General features: G+C 68.3%; 22 protein-coding genes and 2 pseudogenes. 7 read left to right on the top strand and 17 right to left on the bottom strand.

The features are described from left to right. Window positions 1-2: 2 nt before the first annotated feature. The 6 genes from QF035_RS03840 to QF035_RS03815 all read right to left on the bottom strand — a co-directional run bounded on the left by QF035_RS03840 (window position 3) and on the right by QF035_RS03815 (window position 7,191). A complete protein-coding gene (locus QF035_RS03840; protein WP_307518125.1) occupies window positions 3-602 on the bottom strand; it encodes a hypothetical protein in 600 nt (199 codons plus the stop codon). Further along, the gene (locus tag QF035_RS03835; RefSeq protein WP_307518124.1) at window positions 599-2,728 is read right to left on the bottom strand and encodes a hydantoinase/oxoprolinase family protein; all 2,130 of its coding nucleotides are present in this window, start codon (window positions 2,726-2,728) and stop codon (window positions 599-601) included. Before QF035_RS03835 ends, QF035_RS03840 begins: the two co-directional genes overlap by 4 nt. A gap of 99 nt (window positions 2,729-2,827) precedes the next feature. Beyond that, window positions 2,828-4,426, bottom strand: coding sequence for an FAD-dependent oxidoreductase (locus QF035_RS03830; RefSeq protein WP_307518122.1), 1,599 nt, complete (start codon window positions 4,424-4,426; stop codon window positions 2,828-2,830). A gap of 59 nt (window positions 4,427-4,485) precedes the next feature. Next, entirely contained in the window at window positions 4,486-5,583 is a 1,098-nt protein-coding gene (locus tag QF035_RS03825) for a LacI family DNA-binding transcriptional regulator (protein ID WP_307518121.1), read from the bottom strand. A gap of 202 nt (window positions 5,584-5,785) precedes the next feature. After that, window positions 5,786-6,028, bottom strand: a complete 243-nt coding sequence (locus QF035_RS03820) for a hypothetical protein (protein ID WP_307518119.1) — start codon at window positions 6,026-6,028, stop codon at window positions 5,786-5,788. Window positions 6,029-6,237: 209 nt separating this feature from the next. Further along, entirely contained in the window at window positions 6,238-7,191 is a 954-nt protein-coding gene (locus tag QF035_RS03815; protein ID WP_373466602.1) for a hypothetical protein, read from the bottom strand. A gap of 713 nt (window positions 7,192-7,904) precedes the next feature. Between QF035_RS03815 and QF035_RS03810 the strand changes: the two genes are divergently transcribed. The 3 genes from QF035_RS03810 (at window position 7,905) to QF035_RS03800 (ending at window position 11,310) form a co-directional block, all read left to right on the top strand. After that, on the top strand, window positions 7,905-8,585 hold the full coding sequence (locus QF035_RS03810; RefSeq protein ID WP_307518117.1) for a response regulator transcription factor: 681 nt from the start codon (window positions 7,905-7,907) through the stop codon (window positions 8,583-8,585). After that, complete coding sequence (locus tag QF035_RS03805) at window positions 8,572-10,047, top strand: sensor histidine kinase (protein ID WP_307518115.1); 1,476 nt, start codon at window positions 8,572-8,574, stop codon at window positions 10,045-10,047. Before QF035_RS03810 ends, QF035_RS03805 begins: the two co-directional genes overlap by 14 nt. Before the next feature lie 129 nt (window positions 10,048-10,176). Then, window positions 10,177-11,310 carry a serine hydrolase domain-containing protein gene (locus tag QF035_RS03800; protein WP_307530875.1) on the top strand — a complete coding sequence of 378 codons (1,134 nt, stop codon included), beginning with the start codon at window positions 10,177-10,179 and terminating at the stop codon, window positions 11,308-11,310. A gap of 60 nt (window positions 11,311-11,370) precedes the next feature. Here the strand turns inward: QF035_RS03800 and QF035_RS03795 are convergent, their stop codons facing one another. From QF035_RS03795 to QF035_RS03770, 6 genes are all read right to left on the bottom strand, one after another. Further along, on the bottom strand, window positions 11,371-12,465 hold the full coding sequence (locus QF035_RS03795; RefSeq protein WP_307518114.1) for an IS630 family transposase: 1,095 nt from the start codon (window positions 12,463-12,465) through the stop codon (window positions 11,371-11,373). A gap of 54 nt (window positions 12,466-12,519) precedes the next feature. After that, window positions 12,520-13,008 (bottom strand): polyketide cyclase, encoded by a 489-nt coding sequence (locus QF035_RS03790; protein ID WP_307518113.1) that lies wholly within the window; start codon window positions 13,006-13,008, stop codon window positions 12,520-12,522. Between the two features lie 146 nt (window positions 13,009-13,154). Continuing rightward, window positions 13,155-13,883: a spermidine synthase gene (locus tag QF035_RS03785; RefSeq protein ID WP_307518111.1), complete on the bottom strand. Its 729-nt coding sequence runs from the start codon at window positions 13,881-13,883 to the stop codon at window positions 13,155-13,157. A gap of 144 nt (window positions 13,884-14,027) precedes the next feature. Next, window positions 14,028-15,713: a ribonuclease J gene (locus QF035_RS03780; protein WP_143642650.1), complete on the bottom strand. Its 1,686-nt coding sequence runs from the start codon at window positions 15,711-15,713 to the stop codon at window positions 14,028-14,030. A 379-nt stretch (window positions 15,714-16,092) separates the two neighbouring features. After that, window positions 16,093-16,611 carry a hypothetical protein gene (locus tag QF035_RS03775; RefSeq protein ID WP_307518110.1) on the bottom strand — a complete coding sequence of 173 codons (519 nt, stop codon included), beginning with the start codon at window positions 16,609-16,611 and terminating at the stop codon, window positions 16,093-16,095. Between the two features lie 571 nt (window positions 16,612-17,182). After that, a complete protein-coding gene (locus QF035_RS03770) occupies window positions 17,183-18,334 on the bottom strand; it encodes an IS4 family transposase (RefSeq protein WP_307518108.1) in 1,152 nt (383 codons plus the stop codon). Between the two features lie 289 nt (window positions 18,335-18,623). Between QF035_RS03770 and QF035_RS03765 the strand changes: the two are divergent. After that, window positions 18,624-19,104: pseudogene (locus tag QF035_RS03765) on the top strand (NF041680 family putative transposase); the annotation flags it as partial. A gap of 37 nt (window positions 19,105-19,141) precedes the next feature. Next, window positions 19,142-19,618 (top strand): hypothetical protein, encoded by a 477-nt coding sequence (locus QF035_RS03760; protein ID WP_307518106.1) that lies wholly within the window; start codon window positions 19,142-19,144, stop codon window positions 19,616-19,618. A gap of 117 nt (window positions 19,619-19,735) precedes the next feature. Here QF035_RS03760 and QF035_RS03755 read toward each other — a convergent pair whose 3' ends face one another. The 3 genes and pseudogenes from QF035_RS03755 to ssuE form a co-directional block, all read right to left on the bottom strand. Beyond that, window positions 19,736-20,092 (bottom strand): hypothetical protein, encoded by a 357-nt coding sequence (locus tag QF035_RS03755; protein ID WP_307518105.1) that lies wholly within the window; start codon window positions 20,090-20,092, stop codon window positions 19,736-19,738. A gap of 351 nt (window positions 20,093-20,443) precedes the next feature. Next, window positions 20,444-20,964: pseudogene (locus tag QF035_RS03750) on the bottom strand (AAA family ATPase). 161 nt (window positions 20,965-21,125) lie between these two features. Next, entirely contained in the window at window positions 21,126-21,683 is a 558-nt protein-coding gene (gene ssuE / locus QF035_RS03745; protein ID WP_307518104.1) for an NADPH-dependent FMN reductase, read from the bottom strand. Here ssuE and QF035_RS03740 point away from each other — a divergent pair. Continuing rightward, on the top strand, window positions 21,682-22,359 hold the full coding sequence (locus QF035_RS03740) for a TetR/AcrR family transcriptional regulator (RefSeq protein WP_307518103.1): 678 nt from the start codon (window positions 21,682-21,684) through the stop codon (window positions 22,357-22,359). The genes ssuE and QF035_RS03740 overlap by 2 nt on opposite strands. Before the next feature lie 143 nt (window positions 22,360-22,502). Here QF035_RS03740 and QF035_RS03735 read toward each other — a convergent pair whose 3' ends face one another. After that, window positions 22,503-23,138, bottom strand: coding sequence for a response regulator (locus tag QF035_RS03735; RefSeq protein WP_307518102.1), 636 nt, complete (start codon window positions 23,136-23,138; stop codon window positions 22,503-22,505). Further along, window positions 23,135-24,385, bottom strand: coding sequence for a sensor histidine kinase (locus QF035_RS03730; protein ID WP_307518101.1), 1,251 nt, complete (start codon window positions 24,383-24,385; stop codon window positions 23,135-23,137). The genes QF035_RS03735 and QF035_RS03730 overlap by 4 nt, the downstream gene beginning before the upstream one ends. A gap of 170 nt (window positions 24,386-24,555) precedes the next feature. On the opposite strand from QF035_RS03730, the gene QF035_RS03725 reads away from it, so the two are divergent. Beyond that, window positions 24,556-25,344, top strand: a complete 789-nt coding sequence (locus QF035_RS03725) for a class I SAM-dependent methyltransferase (protein ID WP_307518100.1) — start codon at window positions 24,556-24,558, stop codon at window positions 25,342-25,344. The last annotated feature ends 495 nt before the right edge of the window (window positions 25,345-25,839 follow it).

The raw sequence follows: 25,839 nt of genomic DNA, 5'->3' as shown, positions 1-25,839 counted from the left end.
GGTCACTTCTCTCTTCCGGGCCGGGTGAGTTCCGCGCGCAGCGCGGCGGTGAGGAGCAGGGGGCTGCGACCGAGTCGGCAGACGGTTCGGGCGTAGGCGTGCGCGGCGACCTCCTCCGCACCGGCGACATGACCGGCCACGCGGTGGCGTCCGAGGCGCAGCACGGTGTGGTCGAGCGCCTGCTTGAGTGCGGCCTTCGCGGGGCCGTGGTGGAGGTGGGCGTGCACCGCCTCGTGGGCCAGCGCGGCGGCGCGCGCCGAGCCCGGCGGGTACCAGGCCCGCCAGCCACGGGCGTCGACCAACTCCTCGGCGAGGGCAAGTGTGTCGGTGTACAGCTCGACGGTCGGGGGCCGTGACGTGTAGCGGGCGAGCAGCATCCGGTCCACCCCGTCGGACCGTTCGACCACACGCGCGGTGGACGGGACGGGGGCGAGCCGGGACCCGAACTCATCGGCCCTACCGGCCCATTGGCGCAGCAGCTTGCGGTCCCGGCCCTCGTGGGTCGGCGTGGCGGCCAGCAGCCGTACGCCCCATTCGACATCGTCGACGGACGCGGGATCCATCAACGCCTGGTCGCCAGAGGTGAGTTCGATGGCGGTCATGACCGAACCTCCAGCACTGCGACCACCGGCTCGTCGGCCGCTCGGGCCCGCAACTCGCTGCGGGCCAGCGCGAGTAGAGGCTGGGGATCGAGGACGCCGGACAGGTCGGCGATGCGGGCGCCGAGCAGCAGCCGCAGGGCGGGAGCGCGTACCCCGCCGTCGCCGTACGAGGTGGACTCGCCCACCAGCCGGGCGAGCACCTCCGGGGCGCCGGCCACGGTGGTGGTCTCCACGCGGGCGTCGGCGGCGTGGTGGCGTACGACGCCGTCCACGTCGACGATCCGTATGGGCCGGCGGGTCGGCCGCAGGCGCCGGTGCGTCTCGGTGCCGTAGACGGTGTGGGCGGCGGTGCCCGCCAGGACGTGGACCGCCGCGGGGTCGGTCTTGAGACTGGCCGCCGCGGCACGGAGCCGCTCCGTGTCGTCGGCGCGGTGGGACCGGTCCTGGGTGCGCAGTTCGGTGGCGCCGGTCGCGACCGCGCGCACGGTGTTGGTCTGCGGGTCGACGGTGACCTCGACCTCGACGCCTTCGGCGGGGGCGCCCTGGGCGACGACCGCCCGCTCCGCCTCGGCACGGACGGCGAGGATCTGTTCCTGCGTGGCACCGGGCACGATCCGCTCGACCTGTTCCCGTACGAGCGCGAGGGCGACGCCGATGGGGCTGATGACCTCGTTGTGGCGGGCGATCCGGCCCTCCATGCCGCTGGTGTCGGCGAGGTGCGGCGTGACGGACGCGGCACCGCCGCCTCCACCGACGAGGATCGCCGTGTCCTTGTCGAGGCGGTAGTCGCGGATCATGGCGTCCACCACCGTCTTCACCTGGGCGATGCCCGCGTCGAGGATCCGCGTGGCCGCCGTCGCGACGTCCGTGCCGAGATGGGCGGCCAGCGGCACGATCGCGGCACGCGCGCTCTCGGGGTCGCAGCGGGCGAAGTCGCCCTCGGGGACGCGGCCGAGGGCATTGGCGGCACAGGTCATCGTCACGGCGAACCGCCCGCCCGCCGCGTCGATCACCGCGTAGTCGGCGGGGTCGCCTTCCATGGGCCGGACGGTGTTCACCTTGGCGTCGCGCAGCTGGTCGGGAGAGGCGAAGCAGGCGTACGGCAGCCCCGCGATGTGGGCGCTGCGCGGTCCCACGCCCGTCACCCGGCCGCCGCCGATCCGCACCATGGACCCGCCGCCGACGCCGACCGTGCGCACGTCGAGGGCGCTCAGATACGAGGTCTTGCCGAGGATGGTGGCGTGCCGGACGGCGACCTTGCCGCGGCGTACGACGCTGATGTCGGTCGACGTGCCCCCGGTCTCCAGGAACACGCCCTCGCTGACCCGTTCCTGCATCAGAGCGCCCGCCACTCCGGCAGCCGGTCCCGACAGGACCGTCAGGAGCGGTCGGCGGCGCATCTCGTCGAGCGCCATCACACCGCCGTCGCAGCGCATCACCATCAGCGGCGCGGTCACGCCCGCCTTGGTGATGGAGGCGTCGACGAGGTCGGCGGTGGCCAGCATGCGGGGCAGGATCGCCGCGTTGACCACGGCGGTACGGGTGCGCTTGTGCAGCCCGTACAGCGAGGTGATCTCGTGCGCGGCGGTCATCGGCAGCCCGTACGGCCGTGCCGCGTCCAGGACGGCCTGCTCGCCCTCGGGACGGTCGACGCTGAACGGCTGGCTGGCGACGAGGACTTGAGAGCCTGCGTCCTGCAGCTCTTCGACCGCGCGGCGGACGTCTGCCGTGTCCTGAGGGTCGGCGACATGCGCGTAGGCCAGCGGAAGCCTTTTGCCGGGGGTGAGTTCGAGCTTTCCGAACGACGCGAGGCGGCGGGTTAGCACCGCTGCGGTGCCGGTACCGATGCCGATCAGTCCGACGGTCGCCACGTCGCCCTCCAGGAGGGCGTTGGTGGCCTGGGTCGTGCCGTGCGCCAGGAAGGCGACGTCGGCGGGGGCGGAGCCGGTCTGCTCCAGGAGCCGGTCGAGCGCCTCGACGATGCCGTGCGCGACGCCGTCCTCGTGATGGTGGCTGGTGGGGACCTTGATCTGCCCCAGGAGTTCGAGGGTCGTGGCGTCCACGGCTACGGCGTCGGTGAAGGTTCCGCCCACGTCGATGCCGACGCGGATGCGGGGTGTGTTCATATCCGTGCACCTCCTTGTGCTGGATCGGTTCGCGCGGGCGGTCGCCGGGCGGGGCGGGTGGAGCCGCCACGCCTGAACTCCCGTCCACACGGGGGTTGTTCAGTAGCCGCGTACGTCCGGCCAGTGGCGTTGCACTCCGTCGCGGTCGAGCAGCCGCGCGAACTCCTCGAACCGCTTGTCCTCGGCCTGCACCTGGTGCGGCTCGACGTCCTCGGCCACGCAGTGCGCGGCCAGGGCTCCGGCGACCTCGCCGACGTTCCACTCGACCGGATGGAGCCGGTAGCAGCCGTTGGTGATGTGCGTGGTGCCGATGTTCTTGCCGGCGGGCAGCAGATTGCGCACCCGGCGCGGCACGAGCGAGCCGAGCGGAATCTCGAACGGCACGGACCCGATGTCGATGTAGTCGTCGCCGCCGGTCGAGGGATGCAGGTCGATGCGGTAGCTGCCGACGCCCACCGAGTCGCGGTGGCGCGTTCCGCCGCGTGGGCCGACAAGCTCGATCGCCACATCGTGCTCGGTGACCGTGGTGACGGCCTTGATACGGCGGGACTCACGAACGTACGCTGCCTTGGCCAGGCCGTCCGCCGTGCCGGTCACGTCCGGGCGGATCCGCAGGCCCGGGAAGCCGGTCCCGCCGTCCGCGCGCGGCGCCTCGGTCTGCAGCCAGTACAGCAGTGACAGCGACAACTGCCGTGCCTCGCACAGCGCTTCGGCCTCCTGACCGATGTACGGCTTGAGCCAGTAGTCGTTGAGCGGCCAGTTGACGAGCGTGATGTCGGAGTCGAAGGCGCCCGGCGTGTGCAGCTTGCGGGCGAGGATGCGGCGGAAGCCCCACAGTTCCTTGTCGCCGGCATCGGCGCTCTGATCGGCCGAGACGCCGAGCGGATCGAGATCCGGATTCGGTACGAAGGTCCGCGGCACCGGCTCCAGCGTGCGCGGGTCGGGCGCCTGGAAGCCGAGCAACGGGCCTGGCCAGAACGAGGGTTGGTAGGTGCGCCAGAAGCCGTAGTCCTGCGGCCGGTCGATCGTGTGGTCCTCGCCCTCGTGGTGGGAGAGCGCGAAACAGACCGTGATGCCCTGCTGGTTGAGAGGCTGGGCCTCGTCCGGGGCGTGCGGCTCGTCGAACTCGGCCCGTGCCTCGGCCCCGTTCGCGTGCTCGACGCCCGCGAGGTGGAGGAGTTCGCCCCTCTCGGTGGCGTCCAGGACGTACCGCGCGGTGAGGGTTCGATGCGTCCCGTCGCGCAGGTCCTCCAACGTCACCGACCGTACGACATCGTTGTCGGACTCGGCGGAGATCGGCCGGTGCTCGGTGAGTACGGTCAGCCGTCCCGCCGCCCGGTGGGGCGCGAGCATGCCCTCCAGGACGGCGAGGGCGACCCTGGGCTCGTGGCAGAGCTTGCTGACGCGGCCGGCCCCCGGGTTGAGGTCGGTGAGTGCCAAGGCCTCGGCCCGCAGCGGGTACCAGTGGCGGTAGTACCGCCGGATCTCCTCGCGCAGCCGCCGGTAGGAGGCGGTCGTACCGAACTGCTCGACCCACGGGTGCTCGTCGGGCGGTACGGCCTGGCTGGTGAGCTGGCCGCCGATCCAGTCCGTCTCCTCGGTGAGCACGACGCTGCGTCCTGCCCGGCAGGCGGCGAGTGCGGCGGCCACGCCGCCGAGGCCGCCGCCCACGACGAGAATGTCTGCTTCGGGTATCACGCTTCTCCTTGCTGCTGTTCGTGTTCGGTGGGGGAGAGGGGTCTGCGGGGACCGTGTTTTCAGGAACGGGCACGCGGCGGTCCGGCCGTCAGACCCGGGCGGAAGACGCAGCTGACGAGCGGTTCCCGCGCCTCCTCGCCCGCGACGAGTGCGGCCAGCAGACGTACGGCCGCGGCGCCCAACTGCGGCCGGGGGATGTCGAATCCGGTCGGTTCGGGTTCACCCGCCAGGTCGGCGGGCGGGCTGCCGAGCAGAGCGAGAGACACCTCTCCGGGACAGTCGAGGCCCGCCTCGCGCACGGCGGAGAGCAAGCTTCGCCAGGCCGCCCCGGTGTCGGTCTCCTCCGCGACGAAGGCAGTCACCCCTTCGCCGGCCCAGGCGCGCAGCCGTTCGGGCGTGAGGTCCCGCTGCGGATCCGCGGACCGGAAGACGGTCGTGGGCCCGGAGGGCAGACCTGCGGCTTCCAGCCCTTCCAGGAAGCCCCGCTGACGGTCCGAAGAGGCGGGCGCGTCGTCGTCCTCGCGGACGAGGACGATCCGCCGATGCCCCAACTCGGCGAGATGGCCCACGACTTCACGTGTGGCTTCGACATAGTCAGCCCCCACCCATGCCACGCCCTCCAGCTCCTCGCGGCGGCCCAGGTGCACGACCGGGAAGCCGTCCTCGACCAGCCGCTTGAGCTCCGCCCGGGGTGTGTGCCGACCGATGAAGAGACAGCCGTCGGCGAGCCGGACCCGGCTCAGGGCGTCGGGACCCGCGGCCCCCGCGCCGCCGGTGCTCGACCCGGTGAACAGCACCAGGTCGTAGCCGAGCGCCGCCGCTTCGCGCTCCACGCCGACCAGGAAGGGGTAGTACGAGTGCTGCACGTCGGTCGGGAACGTGGCGGTGAAGCTGAAGACGCCGAGGAGGTTGTTGCGGGCGGCGGCCAGGCGCCGGGCGGCCGGGTCGGGTACGTAGCCGAGGCTGCGGGCCGCCTCCAGGACCCGTTGCCGGGTCTCCTCGGAGATGATGCGCCCCTTGCCGTCGGGCTTCGGGGAGAGCACCAGGGACACGGTCGCCTGCGACACCCCCGCGAGCCGAGCCACCTCGGCCTGCCGGGGCCGCGACGTACGACCGGCCGGAGCGGGCGTACGTCCGGGCCGCTTCCTGGGTTCCACAGTGCTTCTCTCCTCCGGGGCAGGGCCTGGCGCTGTCGGCGACGGCAGCGTTAATGCGTATTACCTAATGCGCATTAACGAGAGGTTGCACCTCCCGGCCCAGCGGGTCAAGAGGTGGGACAGAAGTGCCGTGGAAGAGAGTGGCGACGGTCAGGTGGACGCTGTAGTCGTACGGACCGTCGCTGGAGGAGCCGCCGATCGGTCAGCCCGCCTTCGCGACCTCGATGTTGACCTGGCGGTCGCCTGGAGCGCGGCCGCCGCCCTCAACGGGGACGGCATCCTGGGCAGTTGAGCCGTCCTCGGGCAATCCTCCTGTCTCGTGGCCGGGCTCGCTACGGCGTGCCGGTGCTGATCGCGGGTCGGTGGCCTGGAGTTCGCAGAGAGTCTCGATGTAGTACGCGAAGCCCCAGTGCCACATCGGCGCACGCCTCTCCGTACCGGGCACCACCCGTCCACGTCGCCCGCCTCGCGGCAGTACCGGAACAGGCCAGGTCGTCGAGGGTGCGGCTGTGGTCGACGTCGAACGAGTCGACGATCTCCAGGAGCCGGGCTTCAGCTTCGGCCGCCTCGTCGCAACGAGGCGGCCCCCCGGCTGTCTGGCCGGCCGTTTCGCCGCGCTCCGGGCGCGCCTGAGGGGCGACGAACCGTCAGCTCCTACGACACCGCGAGTTCAGCCTCAGTAGCCGTTGTGCGGCGCTCGTAAATAATTACCTGCGCCCCGTTAATTCGTATGGTGCGGTCCTTGGTGAAATATTCCGCCAGAACCCTTTCCTTCATTGCCTCTGTCCCGTTGCTTTCGGCATGAATGCCTTTGGGTTCCGTTACGACGATAATTCGTGAGCTGCTGCGCATGCGCGCGGGAATCTGAGAGGAAGGCAATTCGGTGCCGTAAAGGTCGTGCGAGGCCGCCGGAGTGAGTTCCTGGGCAAGGTCGAACATCCCTCTGCTTACCGAAGGGTAGGCCAGTGACCATGCGCGTCTCTTCACGGACAGGTAGAGAATTCCGTCGCCAGGAGCGTATTCCCCGGACAGGATTTTTGCCAGGTCGGTGACATTGTCCGATCGACTTTCCGGTGTCCGCACCTTAAGGGACTCGGGTATGAGCAGTGCGATTGTCAAGGCGACAACAATCACTGCAGTTGCTCGTAGGTTGCGCCCTAGTTCAGACATGCGGTCCAGTGCGGCCCCCAAGAGGAGCGCCAGGCCTACGAGGCTGTAGAACACGTACCTCTCTACGTAGAAAGGCTTGTAAAGAGAAATCAGCACAAGAAGTACAGTGGGCAGCACGAACAGAGGAAGGGCGATCGCCCGTAGACTGAAAGGCGCTTCAGGAGAAACTTTTCCAGCGTTCCCTGATGAGGCGAAATAAGACAGTACTATCGCGAAGGAAAATTGTATCGCGAAGCGCTGGTATTGACTACCGGTGACACCGTTGATCCATGCGACCTGCTCGGACTGCGCTATTCCCAGAGCCGCAATGGGGGCGAATCCCACCACAACCAAAAGTGCGGTGCATGCCCACGGGCGCCGCGCCTGATCTGGCAGGACGAAGGCATGCGCAACCAGGGCGAGGGCGGCGAACTGATGCAGTATGCACGCCGCCAGCATGAGAGCACCATATGCGATCCACGGCACCATCGAACTTCTACGCCCGGTAATTACCGGGGCTCGGCAGTCAAGGACCGCACTCACAAGAAAATATGTGGCCCAGACCACAAGTGCGCAGACGAGCGAGTACGAGCGCCCCTCCTGTGAATATCTTTGAACAGCTGGGAGTAGGGCGAAGGAAAGGCCTGCCAGTATGCCGGCTCGTGTCCCTGACAATCGGACCCCGAGCGCTGTGACTCCTGCCGCTGCCAGCGCACAGGCGAGAACAGAGGGAAGACGCAGCACCAGAAGGTCGGTCCCGAACAGGCCAAACAGCCCATGCATGAGAAGGTAATACGCTCCATGTACGGCGTCTATGTTGCCCAACGTCTGCCACAGGTCCGGCAGACTACGGGAAGCCAATCCGAGAGTCGCAGCCTCGTCGTGCCACACGGTTTCATCTCTGCGAATTCCCCATAGACCGAGAAGGGTGGACAGCAGAACGGGGAAGAGTAGTGGGGCGAGGAAATTTCGGCGTGAGAGCGCGGAAACTCCCTGAGGGGCGTTTTTCGTATCGTTGATAATTTCGAGCTGAGCAAGGGGCATCGGTGGCAGGGCCTTTCCATAGTGGCGAAGAGACTCGGCCAGCATGCCGGGACCTCGTTGACCGGTTGCTGATCCAACCTGACCGGTCGATCAGGAAGGCGGGCCGGCGCTGTGCGAGGCTGCACCGCATGCGCATCCTGGTGGTCGAAGACGAGGTGGACCTTGCCCACACCCTGCACACCGGTCTGACCGCCGAGGGCTACAGCGTCGACCTCGCCCATGACGGCCGGCAGGGACTGTGGATGGCCCGGACCGGCGAATACGCCCTGGTCGTACTGGACTTGATGCTGCCCGGACTCAACGGCTACAAGGTCTGCGCCCAGTTGCGCCGCGAGGGCAACGCGACCCCCATCCTGGTACTCACCGCCAAGGACGGGGACTGGGACCAGGCAGAGGCCCTGGACACGGGGGCCGATGACTACCTGGCCAAACCCTTCTCCTATGTGGTGCTCGTCGCACGGCTGCGGGCCCTGGTCAGACGAGCCGCCGCGGTCGCCCCGCCCGTCCTTGCCGTGGGCGACCTCTCGCTGGATGTCGCAGGCCGGGTCTGCCGCCGGGCCGGGGCCCGGGTGGAACTCACGCCCCGGGAGTTCGCCGTGCTGGAGCTGCTGGCCCGGCGGGCGGGTCAGGCGGTCTCCAAATCGGATCTGCTCTATCACGCGTGGCCCGACGAAGCCCTGGATCCCAACCTGGTGGAGGCGCGCGTCAGCGCACTGCGCAAGAAGGTGGACGCCGCGTTCCACCGGCAGTCCCTGCAGACCGTGCGGGGTACCGGCTACCGACTGGTGGACGACCGTGAACGCGCCTGAGCCGCGACGCCGCTGGTGGCCGCGTTCGGTACGAGCCCGCACGGCCCTGGCCGCCGCCTCGGCCGCCGCCGTCATCCTGGCCGGCATCGGCTGGTGGCTGCACAACGACGTCTACCGCCAGGGCACGCGGATCGCCGAAGGACAAGCCGAGCAACAGGTCTGGGCTCTCGTCGATCAGCTGAACGGGGGTGTGGTTCCCGCTCGCCGAAGCACCGCGCTGCCGTACGAGGTCGTCGCGACCGGCCGACGCACCGCTGTCGCCTACGGCGGAGGCATGGAAGCGTTCGATCCCGGCGCCCGCCATGCGCTGCCCGCCCCATCGGAGGCCAGAGAGCCCGGAAGCTTGACGATCCTTCCCCTCCGCATACCGGTGCGCGACTCCACCATCAGGGACAGATTCGACATGGCCGGCAAGACCTACACGGTCATGTTCGCCGATGTCAGCGCCGATGAACTCAGCAGTGACAAAGTCGCCGCTCTGGGCGTCGCCGCAGGCGCCCACCTGCGGGTCTATGTGGTGGTGCTCCCGAAAACGGCCGAGGAGATCGCCAAGACCACCGACCGCCTGCTGCTGCGGGCCGGGCTCGTCGGCCTCGTACTGATCGCCGCCGTCGCCTACTTCGCCGTCCGCATCGCGCTGCGGCCGGTCGAAGCCATCCGCGTCCTCACCGCCTCGGTCACCGCGAGCGACCCCCGCGAACGCGTCACCGTCCCCGCCGCGGGACACGAGATCACCGCCCTGGCCACCACCATCAACACCACCCTCCAGCGCCTCGACAACGCCGCCGCCCAGCAACGCCGCTTCGTCGCGGACGCCGCCCACGAACTACGCAGCCCCCTCACCACACTGCTGGCCAGCCTGGAAGTCGCGCTCGCCTACCCGGAACGCACCGACTGGCCCGCCGCGGCCACCACCGCCGCACGACAGACCCGCCGCCTCCAGGCCCTCGCCGAAGACCTGCTGCTCCTCGCCCGCCTCGACACCCGCACCGCCACAGCCGGCCCCGACACCGTCGACCTGACAGCCCTCGCCTCCCGGCTGACCGAGCAATACCCCCTCACCGAACGGCCGTTGACCCTCACCTGCGACAGCACCACCCCCGCACACGCACACGGAAACCCCGACGAATACGAACGACTGCTGCGCAACCTCATCGACAACGCCGCCCGCCACGCCGCACACCGCATCCAGATCACCGTCCGGAACCAGGACGCCTGGGTCGTCCTCACCGTGCACGACGACGGACCGGGCGTGCCCACCGAGGACGCCGAGCGCATCTTCGAACGCTTCGTCCGGCTCGACGACGCCCGCTCCCGCGACCACGGCGGCACCGGCCTGGGCCTGGCCATCGCCCGCGACCTGGCCCACCGCCACCAAGGCACCCTCACCCTCACCCCCCGGACCCTCGGCGCATGCTTCCAGCTACGCCTCCCCCAAGCCCCAACCCCAGCCGCGAAATGACGCATCTCTCCACGCGCGGACCCCACGAAAGACCGAGGCCGGCATCGTCGTCTTCTCGCATCAAGGACAATGAAGTCAGTCATGAGATTACGAAACCAAGGACTGCGCCGGATCATTTGGATCGTGCCGATGTTGTCGCTCCTGACGTTGGCCGGGTGTACCGACGTGCCATCGTCGAAGTCGACAGCAACTGCGCCGGCTACGGCAGCGAGCGTCGATTGCGACCGGATCGCAGGTAGCGGCCGGACGTTCTATGAGAGCAATCCGACGTACACGGATCCCCGGGACGACGGTGAGGACTGGTCGTCGACCCCGCCGGAGGCGCAGGGGTTGGATTCCGCAATGTTGCGCAGGGGGCTGGCCAAGCTCGGGAACAACGCGTCGTTGCTGAGCGTGCTGGTCGTCCGACACGACCGTCTCGTGGCCGAGCGGTATTACGACGGTAGTGGCGCACAGCGGAGCAATAACGTCCACTCGGTGTCGAAGAGTGTCCTGCAGGCGCTGGTCCACATCGCCGTCGCGAAGGGTGACATCGGAAGCCTGGATGACCCGGTGGCCGACTACCTGCCGGAGTACTTCGCCAATGCGTCGCCGGTCAAGAAGAAGATCACCATCCGGCACATGTTGACCATGAGGTCAGGTCTCGACTGGACAGAGGATTCGACCGAAGGAAAGGTCGAGAAGACGTCGAACTGGGTTCGGGTGATTCTCGGCCGTGAGCTCGTGTCCGCCCCTGGCACGACGTACAACTACAGCAGCGGCAATACGCACGTCGTCTCGGCCGTGCTGCAGAAGGCCACCCGTATGAGCACCTGTCAGTTCGCCCACCAGTATCTCTTCGGCCCGATGGGCATCACGGCCGAGCATTGGGGCCGTGACCCGCAAGGCGTCTTCTCCGGCGGGTACAACGTCTACCTGACGCCACGGGAGATGGCCAAGTTCGGTCTGCTCTATCTGCACGACGGCAAGTGGGGAGGCCGGCAGCTGGTGCCACGCGGTGCGGTTCGGGCGGCGCAAGCCCGGATCACCCAGGTCGACGACGTATTCGCCTATTCCGAGGGTTGGTGGATGCAGACCATTTCCGAACGCTCTACATACTTTGCCTGGGGATACGGCGGGCAGTTCGTCTTCGTCATTCCCAGCGCGGACATCGTGCTCGTGACCAGCGAAAACACCAGCAACGACAGCGTCAACAAGGAGATCGACCCAAGGGAGTTCATTCGCGACTACCTGCTGCCCGCCATAACCGGACCCGGCCCCTGATCTCGGTGCCCCCGTTCCTAGAAGACGCCGGAGACCTAGTGTCTCGTGATCCTGTTTGCATCACTTTGAGTTGTTTGCGACGAGCTTCTTGATGTTGGTCTGGACGAGGCGGACCTTCGCCAGGATCTCGTCGGCGGTTGCAGTCCAAGTGAAGGGCCTGGCCTCGGCGTTCCAGGAGTCGATGTAGTTGCGGATCTGCGAGATCAGGACGTTGACGCTGGCGAAGGTGCCGCGGCGGATCGACTGCCGGGTCAGGATTCCGAACCAGGTCTCGATCTGATTGATCCAGGAAGACCCGACGGGGGTGAAGTGAAAGTGGACGTGGGAGTTCTTGGCCAGCCATTCCTTCACGTCCGGTGTGGTGTGGGTGGAGAGGTTGTCCAGGACGACGTGGATCTCCTTCCCCGCATGTGGCTTTACCGCCTTCTTCAGAAAGGCCAGGAAGTTCTTTCCGTTCCGGCTCGGCTTGCACTCGCCGATGACTTCACCGGTGCCGACGTTGAGGGCGGCGAACAGGTTCGTGGTGCCGTGCCGGACGTAGTCGTGGGTGCGCTTCTCGGTGGCCGCGAAGGTGACCGGCAGCACCGGCTGGGTTCGGTCCAGCGCCTGGATCTGCGTCTTCTCGTCGATCGAGAGCACGACTGCGCCACCGGGCGGGGCGAGGTAGAGGCCGACCACGTCCGCGACTTTCTCCGCGAACGCGGGGTCCTTGGAAATCTTGAAGGTTCCGTTACGGTGCGGCTTGAGTTGCTCCTCACGCCAGATCCGCGCGATGTAGTGCCAGGACACGCTGACGTTCTCGGTCCGCTTCAGGTACTTCGCCAACTCGCGCGTCGACCAGTGCGACAGTCCGGTGCAGGCCGGCGGCGTCATACGCGTCAGAGCAATCACCCGTGCCCGTACCCGTGCCGGTACCTGGTCCCGGGCCCCACCGGGGCGATCACCTTCCAGCCCGGCCAGCCCGCGCTGGGAATATCGGGTCTTCCAGCGGTCCACGGTCGGCAGCGACACCCCGAGCAACTCGGCAATGTCCTTGCGTCGCCGCCCCTCGCCCGACCACAGCACGATCCGGGCTCGCGTGGCCAAATCCGCAGGAACATCCCGGCTGTTCGCCAACTCCCGCAACTCGGCGGCCTGTTCCACGGAAAGCTCCATGCCAGCACCAACGAGACACGCAAGATCACGTAACGCCGACGGAATCACGAGACACTAGGCCCGGGACGTCGGTGCGGCAAGCTCGGCCAGGTGGTGCAGCGAGTTGGTGAGATGGTCAGGGCCGAACGGCGGGAACTGGATGCCGCGGTCCCGGATGTACTGCGGCACCGCCGACCAGTCGTACGTGAGCGTCACCTCGGTCTCGGACGGACCGAGCGGCGCAAGGTCGTATCGCCAGATCCAGCCGCCGAACTCCAGGTCGCCGTCGCCCTTCTGCTGCCCCGTCAGCCAGCCGATGGTGCGCGGCGGGTCGAGGACCTGAACCTTGTTGACCACCTGGTAGTCACCGTTCGGATGGTTGGCGTGATACATGTCCATCCGGAAAATCTGCCCAACCTCGGTCAGCGGCGCCCGGTCGGCAGGCTCCTGAACCCATCCGGTGCCATCGATCGCAGAATGGGTCGTCGGGTCCGCCAACACCGCGAACACCCTCGTGGCGGGCACGGCGACAGTCAGAGTGGCGCTCACGTACTCGGCGGCCATGGTGTGCACGCTCCTTGTCATCTCGGCTGAACCTCCCGCAGGCGCGGAGGGGGACGCTCCCCGAGATGCAGACGACGGGGCGAGGCGGAACTCATCGGTCGTGTGGGCGGGAACCGTATCCGTGCCCTATACGCCGAAGTGTTTGCCTACGGCCGGCCGGGTTCTGTCCTGGCCACGTAGACGGTGTTGGTCGAGGTGCCGCCTTGCAGGGGATTGTCGAAGTCGACGACATGGGCTGCTGATTGCGGGAAGACCTCTGTGAGTACGGAGCTGAACTGCTTGTCCGGCGGGTCGTTCGACCACAGGGCGAAGACCCCGTCGGGATGGAGGTGTTCGGCGAGAGCGCGGAGACCGGCAGGCTGGTAGAGCGCCGCGTGGCGCGGGTGGAGCACATGGCGCGGCGAGTGGTCGACATCCAGCAGGATGGCGTGGAAGCGGCGGCCCGGCTCCTTCGGGTCCAGACCGCGTGAATCGGCCGCCATCGCGAAGAAGTCGCCTTGAACCAGGCGGCAGCGGGGGTCCGAAGCCAGTCGGGCACCGAGTGGGACCAGGCCCCGCTGATGCCAGTCGATGACTTCGGCGAGTGTTTCGACCACGGTCAGCGAGCGCACCCGGGGGTCGTTCAGCGCAGCCTCGGCGGTGTACCCGAGCCCGAGTCCGCCGACGACGACGTCCAGTTCGGTGTCCGGCAGTTCCGCAAGTCCGAGTTCCGTGAGCGCGATCTCACCGGCTGTGAAGAGGCTGGACATCAAGAACTCGTCGCCGAGCTTCACCTCGTACACATCGTTGCCCGATGCCGGGTCGCGTCGGCGCCGCAGGCTGATGTCGCCCATCGCTGTCGGGCGCCAGTCGATCTCCTCGAAGCGTGCGCTCATCCATTTGCCTTTCTGACGCACCGTCGGTGCTGGAAGTCCGTGCCGGGAACGCCGCTCTGCGCAATGCGGACGCAGGTGTGAAACCGTCCCTGCCCTGCCGGCAGGCAGGGCAGGAGACAGGAGAGGGGAAGGGAACGGAGCCGGTCAGGCGTCGATGATGACGGGGATGATGAGAGGCCTGCGGCGGTGGGTACGGAAGGCCCAGTTCGCCACGGCGCGGGCGATGAGCTGTTCCAGCTGGTGTGCGTCGCCGACGCCTTCCTGGGCTGCCGTCGCCAGAGTCTTCTCGATGACAGGGATGACCGGTTCGAAGGTGGTGTCGTCGTGGACGAACCCGCGGGCCAGGAAGTCGGGGGTCTCGGCGAGGGCGCCCGTGTCGGCGTCGACGATCGCCACCACGGTGACGACACCTTCCTCAGCGAGGGTGAGGCGGTCCTTCAGGGAGGCCTCGGTGGCGCCGCCGACCTCCATGCCGTCGACGTAGACGTTGCCCGCGGGCACCTTGCCGGTGATCGACGCACGCCCGTCCACGAGGTCGACGACGACGCCGTCCTCGGCGATGACCACCCGCTCGGGATCGACGCCCGTACGGATGGCCAGGTCGGCGTTGGCGCGCAGATGGCGCCACTCGCCGTGCACGGGCATGACATTGCGGGGCTTGACGATGTTGTAGCAGTAGACGAGCTCACCGGCGCTGGCGTGCCCGGAGACGTGCACCTTGGCGTTGCCCTTGTGGACGACATGGGCGCCCCACCGGGTCAGCCCGTTGATCACTCGGTAGATGGCGTTCTCGTTGCCGGGGATCAGGGAACTGGCGAGCAGGACGGTGTCGCCCTTGCCGATGCGGATCACGTGGTCGCGGTTGGCCATACGGGACAGCGCGGCCATCGGCTCGCCCTGGGATCCGGTGCACACCAGGGTGATCTTGTGGTCGGCCAGCTTCTCCATTTCCTTGGTGCTCACGACCAGGCCGCTGGGAACCTTCAGGTACCCGAGGTCGCGGGCGATGCCCATGTTGCGGACCATGGAGCGGCCCACGAAGGCGACTTTGCGGCCGTGCTGGTGCGCGGCGTCCAGGACCTGCTGGATACGGTGCACATGGCTGGCGAAGCTGGAGACGATAACCCGGCGCGGGGCCGTACGCATCACCTGTTCGATCGCCGGGTTCAGCTCGCGCTCGGAGGTGGTGAAGCCGGGTACCTCGGCGTTGGTGGAGTCGGTGAGGAAGAGATCGACGCCTTCTTCGCCGAGGCGGGCGAAGGCGCGCAGGTCGGTGATGCGGTCGTCCAGCGGGAACTGGTCCATCTTGAAGTCACCCGTGTGGAGCACCATCCCGGCCCCGGTGCGGATCGCGACCGCGAGGCTGTCCGGGATGGAGTGGTTGACCGCCACGAACTCGCAGTCGAAGGGGCCGAAGCTGCGCCGGTCGCTCTCACGTACGCGCACCGTGCGCGGCCGGATTCCGTGTTCCTTGAGCTTGGCCTCCAGGAACGCCAGTGTCAGCTTCGAGCCCACGACAGGGATGTCGGAGCGCTCGCGCAGCAGATACGGCACGGCGCCGATGTGGTCCTCGTGGCCGTGGGTGAGGACGACGGCCACGATGTCGTCCAGGCGGTCACGGATCGAGGTGAAGTCCGGCAGGATCACGTCCACGCCGGGCTGGGTCTCTTCGGGGAACAGCACGCCGCAGTCGACGATGAGCAGCTTGCCGGCATGCTCGAAGACGGTCATGTTGCGGCCGATCTCACCCAGACCGCCCAGGGCGACGACCCTCAGCCCTCCTTCAGGCAGGGGAGGGGCGGCTTTGAGTTCAGGATGTGGATGGCTCATATTCTGACGGTACCGGAGAGTCTGCCGAGGAGATCCACTGGCTGCCCCGACCAGCCGGGTCTACGTGGCGTGGCTGAGGCGGTCGGCGGGGGAGCGGGGCCGCTACGGCAGCTGACGGGACAGCGCGCGGTGGAGGTGGTAGAGGGTGCCGCGGCTGAGCCGTACGCCGGGTGCGCTGGAGAGGATCTCGTGTCCCTTGCCGTGATCGTCAGGCAGCGGATCGCCCGCACCTCCTCCTGCTGTTCCTGCCGTTCCCGCATGTCCGGGGTTGCCTGAGTATCCGGCAGGCCAGCAGGCGCGCACCATGTCGGGAAGCCCGTTCGGCAAGAGGCGCTCGTCTGCACGCGGTTGTGGACGCGCCGGTACCTATGGCTGTTGCCTATGTCCAGGGAACGGGGGCGGGGTTTATGGTCAGCGCTGTTTGAATTGCTGCTGGGTCGAAGTGGTACTTGTTCGTGAAGGTGTTCCAGTCCCAGATCCGGCGGTGACCGCCGTTGGAATTGTCGTAGATGTAGACGGCTGGGCTGTCGCTCTCCTTGGACAGACGGCCGGCTTGCAGAGGTGTGGAGGGTGTGCGGTAGCACTCGTCGAAGGCCCTGTCCGGCACAGTGAGGATGCCGTCCCACGTGGCCCACAGGTTGAAGTAGACCCTGGAGTCGGGGATCCAGTAGAGCGTGTTGCCCGGACCGATCAGATAGACCCTGCCCTCGGTGGTCTTCTTGAGTCGTGTTCCCTCTGGCCAGCAGGCTGCTACGGCCGTCGGGGACAGGGAGGTGTCCTGTACCGAAACGGCGTCGGGGGAGGTGTTGGTCGGCGCAGCGCTGGCGGGAATGCCCAGCGACATCGTGGCGATTGCTGACGACGCCAGTACCGCCAGCATGCTCCTGAGGTGCTTCATGGGTTCCTTCCGGTTTGACGCTGTGTCCGGAGCGCGGCTCGTTTCGTCTGCGCGCCCTGTCATGCACTGCGGTGGAACTGCTGGGGCGAAATGGTCGTGAGCGCCGCGGCCCCCAGCAGAAGTGCCACGCCGACGTTGGCAGAGGAATTCGGTCTCCGGCTATGAGCCCATGCACCGTGGGATGCTGGGGAATTGAGACGCAAGTTACCGACGGCCCGGTCGCCGCCGTTGTTGCAGCTCCGCCAGAGAGCGCGGCTGTTGATGTTGTCGTTGTTCCACACACTGCCGCTGCGCTTGCCGGACGTACCGGCAGGACGGCAGCGTCGGCTCCAGGTGTAGTGGCCTAGGCGCAATGCCGTTGCGTTATGGGTCTGTGGGTTGGGGTCGTTTGATGAGGATGGCTTGGGTGCCGGTGCGGGTGGGCTGGGGCCAGTGGCGGTGTTCAGCCCGTTTGAGCCAGTAGTTGGACATCTTTCGTTTGACGACGCGGGGCTGGCTGCGCAGGCGTCTGGCGGGGAGGAGTCTTTCCAGCAGGTCTTCCTGGAGTAATCGCAAGGCCTGGACCAGGAGGTCAGGGGGAAAAGCTGCCGGGCGTGACGGTCACACTGCGGCGGGCGGAGCGCAGGGTCTCGGTGAAGGAGATGCGGTCGGGGTCGAGTTGGCGGGTAGCCGCGGTTCTGAGCATCAGTTCCCGCAGTGCATGGTGGACCAGGAGATGGGCCCAGATCTGTTGCAGGACACCGTCGGGTGTCTTGCTGCTGAGGACCACCTTCGCGCCGCGCTGGTGGGTTTTGATCTCGGCGAAGACGGATTCGATCTCCCAGCGTTCGCGGTAGAGGGCGGCCAGTTGCCGGGCCGGATAGCGGCGGGCGTCCAGGAGAGTGGTGATCAGGCGGTAGTCCTGGGCCGTGTCTTTGAGCTGGTAGGCCAGGACACGCACGGTGACCGGGTTGCGGTGGGAGGCGTCGGTGCCGGCATGGATGCGTGAGATCCAGGACCCGTCGCGCAGTGGCCTGTCGATGGGCAGGACACGGTTGGCGGGCACCCGCCACAGCAGGTCGGCGCCGGTGGCGGTGAAGGCCTGCCACAGCGGGACGCCGAGGAACTCGCGGTCGGCCAGCACGAGTTGGCCTGGCCCGCAGGAGCGGGGCAGGCGGCCCACCAGGGTCACTTCCCCGGTGCGGCAGCCGGCGAGTTCGGCGTCCAGCACTGCATGGCTGCCCACCTCCACCAAGGCGGCCATCCGCACCTGCACAAAGGCGCTCCGGCCGGTCCCACGACCGTTGCCGGGACGGCCGAAGGCCGCTTGATTGGCCTCACTGTCGGCGACATCCCAGCAGGTCCCGTCCACCGCCAGAACCCGCAGGCCCCGCCAGAACGCCCCCGGAGTCGCCTCGGTGGCCATCGGCTTCGCGGTCGTGGCGAACAGCACCCGCAGCGGCTCGGATCCCAGCCGCTGCCGGGCCCGAAACAGTGACGACTTCGCCGGAACATGCCAGTCACCCAGCAGTCCCAGACCGCGAAGCCCCGCGACCAGGTGCCGCATCACTTCTAGATACGGGGCGGGAGAGAACAGCGCCAGCCCCAGCACGAAGTACACCACCAGCCGGGCGGGCAGCAGCCGCTTACGCCGCTCGGACCGGCCACACGCTGCCACCACCCGATCCACCAACCCCGGCGGATACACCCAGGTCAACAGCCCCAGACCCGATAAGTCAGACACACTCGCGGCCACCCGCACCACCCCCGGGACCCACTCCCAACCAGCCTACGCCCAAGGCAAAAGCAACGGCATTGGGCCTAGGCGTTGTTCGCGTTCGGGGCATCGGTGCCGAACAAACAACCCTTGAAAAATGCGGCGATCCGTACCGGTGGTGACAGACAGCCCGCGGCCGGATCGAAATGACTCCTCGTTCGGGGAACGCGCCTTACATCTGTCTCATCTCAGGATGTCCGCCGCATGGTCCGGTTCGGTGACGAGGGGTCACTACCGCCACCAGCACCGGCGCCACCCCGGCGATGTGGACCGCTGCTGGCAGGCGTGCCTCCGACGCTTCGACCTCGAGCACACATTCCGTATGCCCAAACAGACACTCGGGTGGACGAAACCTCAGCCTCGCGGTCCCGAGGTCGCCGACCGGTGGACTTGGCTGGTGACCGCCGCCCATGCCCAGCTCCTGCTCGCCCGTCCGCTCGCCGCAGACCTGCGGAGGCCCTGGGCACAGCCGGCTGAACCGAACAGACTCACATCAGCCCGCGTGCGGCGGGAGTTCAGGCACATCCGTACGAAGACCGACTCCCCAGCCGGTGCACCCAAACCGACGCGGCCCGGGCCCGGGCGGCCGCCTGGCTCGAAGAACCGCCACCCGGCCATCCGTCCCAAATGTAGGCCGGCTCCTCGCCACGGGCGAGCCCTGTACTCGCCCGTCCCACCACAAGAGAGGGACGAAGCCTCGGCGAACTACGGAAAGCAGCAGCTCAGAGCGCAGGTGAGAGATCGGCAGGACTTCTCCTCGGCAGAATGAGCCGCATGGGCATAGACGAGGACGCAGCGTTCACGCTGCCGCGAGGCGCCACAGGCTTCTTCCAGCCGAGGGACGGGCCGCCACCGGAAACCGACCAGCGGACGTTCCGGGCAGCAGTGTATGCAGCTGCCCGGGCGGCCAAAGGCCATGTGGGCGAGATAGAGGAACAGACGTACCCCCGTACGTTTCACACCGCGACAGTCATTGAGGGCACAGCCGAGTGCGTCATCCTGTGTCACGCGTACCACCCCTGGATCGCCTTCGCTCAGGAACGCCGGGACTGGTACACCGAGGAGTTCCTCGTCCCGCCACCGTGGGCCCATGCCTTTGCCGACCTGGGGTTTGCAGTGCTTGATCGCGCGCAGCTCACTCTGCCGCTCTCGGACATCGACACCTCGGTCCTCATGCAGAGCGAGTGGCGCGAAGTTCGCTTCCACGGCATCACCACATTGGGCGGAGTGCTCTTCAACGCATGGGACTGACGTCCAAGCAGCACCTCGACACTGCACGATAAATGTCAAGCTCAAGCCTTTTCAGCGTGGCACGACTCAGGTGACGGCTTCGGTGCCCCGGGCATTGAGCATTCGTCGAGGAGACCGTCAGTTGAAAGCGTCGGTCATACAGTCCATCCGGCAGTCGGCTGCCTCGTAGCGTTGGCGGAGGGCGGCTGCTGCCTCTTCGCGTTCCACGACGAGGTGCCCGTAGTGCTGGCGCGCCACCTTGGTCACGTCTCCGACCGTGACGATGGCCGGCTCGCCGCGTGCGGCCCGGCGGCGCGCCTCCGCGATCGCCATGTCCGCAGAACGGAGCAGGTTTCTGGAACGGTCCCGGATCACGGCCGCCTGGGCCCGTTTCACCGAGAGGGGGCGCAGCGCACCTCCCCGCCAGACGAAGCCGGCGGCGACAAGGACGAGACCGAGCGCTACGAACAGGAGTCCGCCGAGGTCGTGGGACATCTTTCCAGTCTTCACCATTCGGGTGCTGATCGTCATGCCCGCGTCGGCGTGACGCTGCCGATTTTCGGAGCGACTTGGTATCAGTGGGCCTTTCAGCAGGGCCACCGATCGGGAGGCGCCGTGGGCATCCGCAACGGACGAGGCTCTTGTGTCGTCGGGGGAGGTGCGCGAAGTCTCAACCCGCAGGCACAGGAGCCCCGTTGGTTCCGTACTCTGCCGCCGACCTCCCGCGACCGCTACCGATGGGGGAGTTCAGGGCAGTCGTCCGACGTGAGCAGGGCGGTGTCCGCGTGATTGTGCAACGAAGTGGCCTGTCGTGGTGAACGCACGAGTGGTGGGGGATGGGCGCCGCTACTCGGATCCGGCGGCAGCCGCCGACAGCACAGCCCCCAGCAGCAGGGGAGACGATGCCTTCGGATTCTGTCCCACGGTGTCGACGACGACACGGTCCCGGTCCCGGTGCTCGTACTCCCGGTCGAGGATCTGCTGCCAGTCGGGCAGCGCCAGGTCCGGGATGTCGACCGACCTCGACGTCACGCGCCGCCGGTGCTCGACCGGATCGGAGCAGACGACCACCACTTCGACGGAGGGGACACCCGCCCGTACGGCCGCATCACGCCAGGCGTTCCGCGTCACCGTCAGCGGGTTCACCGACTCCGCGATCACGTCAGGCCCTGCCGCAGATGCTCCTCGGCCAGGGCGTATCCGACGACGTAGCCCGCCGGACCGACCGGATGCCCGGTCAGGCCGGAGCGGACCAGTGCCTGTTCGATGGTGTCCACGCGCAGGTGGACCGCGCCGATATCCGCCGCCAGCAGGCGGGCAAGCGTGGTCTTTCCGGTGGCGGGCAGGCCGCCGATCACGATGAGCACGGGGTCATCCTGCCGCTTGCGACCGGGCGACGGTTCCCTGTTCATACGAGTGCAACGCCAAGAGCCGGCCGATGCCGGACCTGTCTCCCCGGAGAACATCATCGCGGCCGCGATCGAGGCGCTCAGGTCGCCGCTTGGACAAGTGATGGCAATGAAGCGGCTCAGGCTGTGCGGCGGAGTGCACCGGTACGCCCTCCCAGCGCGGCGGAGAAAAGGTCCGTGACCTGCTCCAGCGCCTCGGCGACAGCAGGCGCGACGATATGTGTGGCGTGGTCGTCGGCGGCGACGTCCTTGTCGAGCGTGAACCACCTGGGCACGATGTGGGACGACCCCATGGAACTCAGTACGGGACGCAATGCGTAGTCGATGGCAAGGACATGGGCCGTGCTGCCGCCGGTGGCCAGGGGCAGCACGGCCTTGCCTGACAGTGCGTACTGCGGGAGCAGGTCGAGCAGTGACTTCAGCAGGCCTGAGTAGGCGGCCTTGTAGACCGGTGTGCCGATCACCACCCCGTCCGCCCGCGCGAACAGGTCCGTGGCGGTGACGATCGCCGGGTGCCGGAAGTCCGCGCCGAGCAGCGCCTGCGCGGGCAGGGTGCGTACGTCCAGCGGGGTCACGTCGTGGCCCTGCAGGCGCAGCCGGTCGGCCAGGTGGCGCAGGAGCCAGGAGGTACGGGAGGTGGGGGAGGGGCTTCCGGAAACGGACAGGATGGCAGCCATGGCGAGGCCTTCCGGGATCGAGGTTCAGACGTACCGAGGGGACATGGGGCCGCTGGTGCGAAGGGGGGCACCATGCGCTCGACCGCACCGTGATCAGTGGCTGCAGTTCGCCCGCGAGGCGGGTGTCGGCATCGCCACCATGTTCCGCCGCTTCCTCACCAAGGAGGAGCCGGTCGCCGCCGTCTTCGCCGACCGCATGGACGCATATGCCGACGCGGCCGCCATCGCCCTCGAAGACCCCGACCCCTGGCACGGTTTCGTCGGCTACATCGAGACCGCCTGCGCGATGCAGGCCGCCGACTACGGCTTCGCCGACGTGCTGACCACGTCCGTCCCCACTGCCAAGGCCATGGAGGGGCGCCGCAACGAGGCACTCGAGGGCATGTTGCGGCTCATCGGCCGGGCCAAGGTCGCGGGTCGGCTGCGCGAGGACTTCGACTCCTCGGACATAGTGCTGCTCCGCATGGCCAACGCCGGTGTCGTGAATGCCACCGGCGGCACCGCCGCCGACGCCCGGCGGCGCGTCGTCGCCCTGTTCATCCAGTCCCTGGAGTCCCTGGAGTCCCCGGCCAGAGGCCCCCTGCCCCCCTCGCCCCCCCACGACGACCTGCATAAGGCCGTGCTCCGTGCCAGTCCGGCCGTCCTCACCACGCCGGAACCGGACACGACCAGCTGACGCCCAGGCCGGTCCCTTCGTGCTTGGGTGGGGTGCGGCGGCAGCATGCCCGGAAAGGCGGCCAAGGCGGCACGTCGCCCAGGACGTGGCGCACGCAGATCCGCGGCCCAAACGCTCCCTGACCCGCGCCAAGTTGCGGGAGATCACTCCAGCAGCCGCCGCTCCTTGGCGACCGCCACGGCCCCCGCCCGCGTCTCCACCCCCAACTTGCCATAGATCCGCCCGAGATGGGTCTTGACCGTCGCCTCGCTGATGAACAGGGCTCGGGCGATCTCCCGGTTGCCCAAGCCGCGGGCGAGTTGTCCGAGGATCTCGTGCTCGCGTGGGGACAGGGTGGGACTCGGGCTGCGCAGCCGAGTCATCAACCGGTCGGCCACCGGGGCCGACAGAGTCGTGTGACCGGACGCCGCGTGGCGGATCGCCGTGAAGAGTTCATCAGGGTGTTCGGCCTTGAGCAGATAGCCGGTGGCACCCGCCTCGATGGCACGGGTGATGTCGGCGTCGGTGTCGAACATCGTGAGCACCAGGACCCGGGGGCCCTTCCCACCACCCTCGGAGGTCAGGCGCCGGGTGGCGGTCACGCCGTCCATCCCGCCGTCGAGCTGGAGGTCCATCAGCACAACGTCCGGACTCAGCCGGGCAGCCATCGCGAGTGCCTCCTCGCCGGTGGCCGCCTCGCCGACCACTTCGATGCCATCGGCGCTGGACAGGAGAGCGTGCAGCCCCGCACGTACCACGGCGTGGTCGTCGCACAACAACAGCCGGACGGGTGGTGTCACAGGACGGGCTCCTTGGGGGAGGTCGAGGGGGACAGGGGCACGGAGACCAGGGGTGCCAGGGGGATCGCCGCCGACACGACGGTGCCCTCGCCCGGCGTGGACTCCACGGTGAGTGTGCCGCCCGCCTGTGCGGCCCGGATGCACATCGCGGGCAGCCCGTGCCCGCGCGTGCTGTCCGGGGCCGAGCCGGACAAGGCGCGCGAGTGGTCCGCCTCGAATCCGCGCCCGTTGTCGGCGACATCCAGCGAGATCTGGTCGTCCAGGCAGGTCAGGGTCAGCGCGGCCCGGGTCGCCGCCGCGTGTTCGCGTACGTTGGCCAGCGCCCCCTGGGCGATCCGCAACAGCGCCGCCTCGATCCGTTCCGGCAGCCGGCCAGGTTCTCCGTCGAGCCGGAACTCCACGGTCAGCCCAGGACCGCTCTCCCGGTCGGCGAGTACGGCGAGCGCGCCCGGCAGGGTGTCGTCGGCGAGGTCGGCCGGTGCCAGGTCGTGCACGAACCGACGGGCCTCCGCGAGGCTGCGGGAGGTGATCTCCGCAGCCCTGTGTACGTGCTCGCGGGCCGCGTCCGGGTCGGTCAGCCAGACGCGCCCGGCGGCCTGGAGCAGCATCCGCTGACTCGACAGGCCCTGCGCGACCGTGTCGTGGATCTCCGCGGCCAGCCGCTGGCGCTCCGCCAGGACACCTGCCCGCCGTTCGGTGACAACAAGGTTGTGACGCGTGTGGACCAGGTCCTCGATCAGGAGGCGCTGCCGGGCCCCCTGACGCTGCAGATGCACCATCACGGCGGTGGCGACCGCGGCGACAGCGGGCGGGGCGATCACCATGTTGGGGTTCAATGCGCCCTCGGCAACGCGTACTTGGGAGGCCACGACCAGCGCGGTGAGCACGGCCGCCACCGGCACCGCGATCCGCGGCGGCAGCGCGTGCAGCCCCGCGAACAGCAGCGGCATCGCGCACCACGTGGCGCTCGGCGCGAGGGCCAGGAGCACGACCCAGACCGTGGACACCGAGCCCAGCCAGACCAGATGACGCCTGGTCGGCGGCGAGCCGGAGGGCGACGCTGGAGCCAGGAAGCGACCGAGGACGTACAGCAGACAGAAGACCGCGAACAGCGCCACCACCCACCCGGTGCGCGCCCCGCCGGCGTCGCGGGTCAGGAAGCGGACGAACGAGGAGCCGAGCAGCAGGAAGAACGCGGCGTGCACGACCGCGCCCAGCCAGCGCTCATCCGGATCACTGTGTCTCATCCTCATCCTCCGTGTCTAACGCCTCGGACGCGGCACCGCATCAACCGATCGGCTGACGCGGCCGTCCCCCGAACCTTCGCAGGACCGCAGCCTGTTGACCGAGCCGACCGCGCCGCTCCCGCACCGAGGCTGAAACCACACCCTGTACCCCTCGGAAAGGGAGCGAGCACATGTCCCCGAAGAACCTCACCGCCAACCGCGCCGCCCTCGGCCACCGCATCGGCTACGCCCTGCGCCACCCGGACCGGGTACCCCGCCATCTGACCCGCGCCGCCCGGGACCTGTGGCTGCGCCACCGTCACACCGACCACATCTCCTACTACCGTGCCGTGATGCGCTCCGACACCCGGGCCGACCCGGACGCGGCGGTCGGCAGCCGCAGCCGTGAGCGATGGCTCGCGCTGGGGGCGATGCAGTTCGACTACCTGCTCGGCCACGGCCTGCGCCGAGAACACCACATGCTGGAGATCGGCTGCGGCAACCTGCGGGGCGGCTGGCGGTTCATCCGGCACCTGGAGCCCGGGCACTACCACGGCATCGACATCTCGCCCGACATCCTCGTCGCCGCCCAGGACACCGTCGTGGAGATGGGCCTGCAACAGCAGCTCCCCACGCTGACCCCGGTCCGCGACCTGACGCTGCGGTTCCTGCCCGACGCCCACTTCGACGTGGTGCACGCGCACAGCGTCTTCTCGCACTCGCCGCTCTCCGTCATCGACGAATGCCTGGCCCACATCGGCCGGGTGCTCGCGCCGGGCGGTTGGTTCGACTTCACCTTCGACCGTACCGAGGGGGAGGAACACCACGTCCTGCGGGAGGACTTCTACTACCGCACCGAGACGCTCACGGCCCTGGCCGAACGACACGGACTGCGGGCGCGCTTCATGGACGACTGGGAGGAACTCCCGCACGGCCAGTCCAAGATCCGTGTGACCCATGCGGACCTCGGTCCTCGGTGAGACAGAGGACGTGGAGGGGCCCTTCGCGCTACTCCGCGAGCAGACCCCTCTCGCACGTCGACGTGGCTCAGCTCCAGGAATGCTCCCGCCCCTTGCCCAGCTCGGCAGCTCTGGTGCGGTTGGTGCTCGCGTCCTCGATGCAGCCCCGGCACCCGCATCACGTCGTGCTCGGGCGGAGCCGGCCGGATCACGCCCGTGTAGACCCCGTGCCGCGCGGCGAGTTGTACGACTCTGTGCCCGTCGGCCCTTGGTCTCGACCCGGAAGCCTGTGGTCGTGGTCTCCGCTCCGGCGTCTCCTGGTTCCGATTCTGGGTCGCGTCGGCCGGCGCCGCGCACAGCACGGGCCCAGGATCAGGCCACCGGCGGCTGCCCCCATGCCGAGCAGTTGTGCGCCGGGCCGGGGCCGGTGGCACAGCCGGGCTGCCTTCCAGTGGTGTCCTGCCCGGGTCGTACGGGATCCCGAACCTGCGCTTCTTCGAAAGCCTCGCTCAGAGA

The organism is Streptomyces umbrinus (assembly GCF_030817415.1).
GTDB lineage: Bacteria > Actinomycetota > Actinomycetes > Streptomycetales > Streptomycetaceae > Streptomyces > Streptomyces umbrinus_A.
Note: the sequence above shows the minus strand (reverse complement) of the source record. Positions and strands in the feature narration are given on the sequence as shown.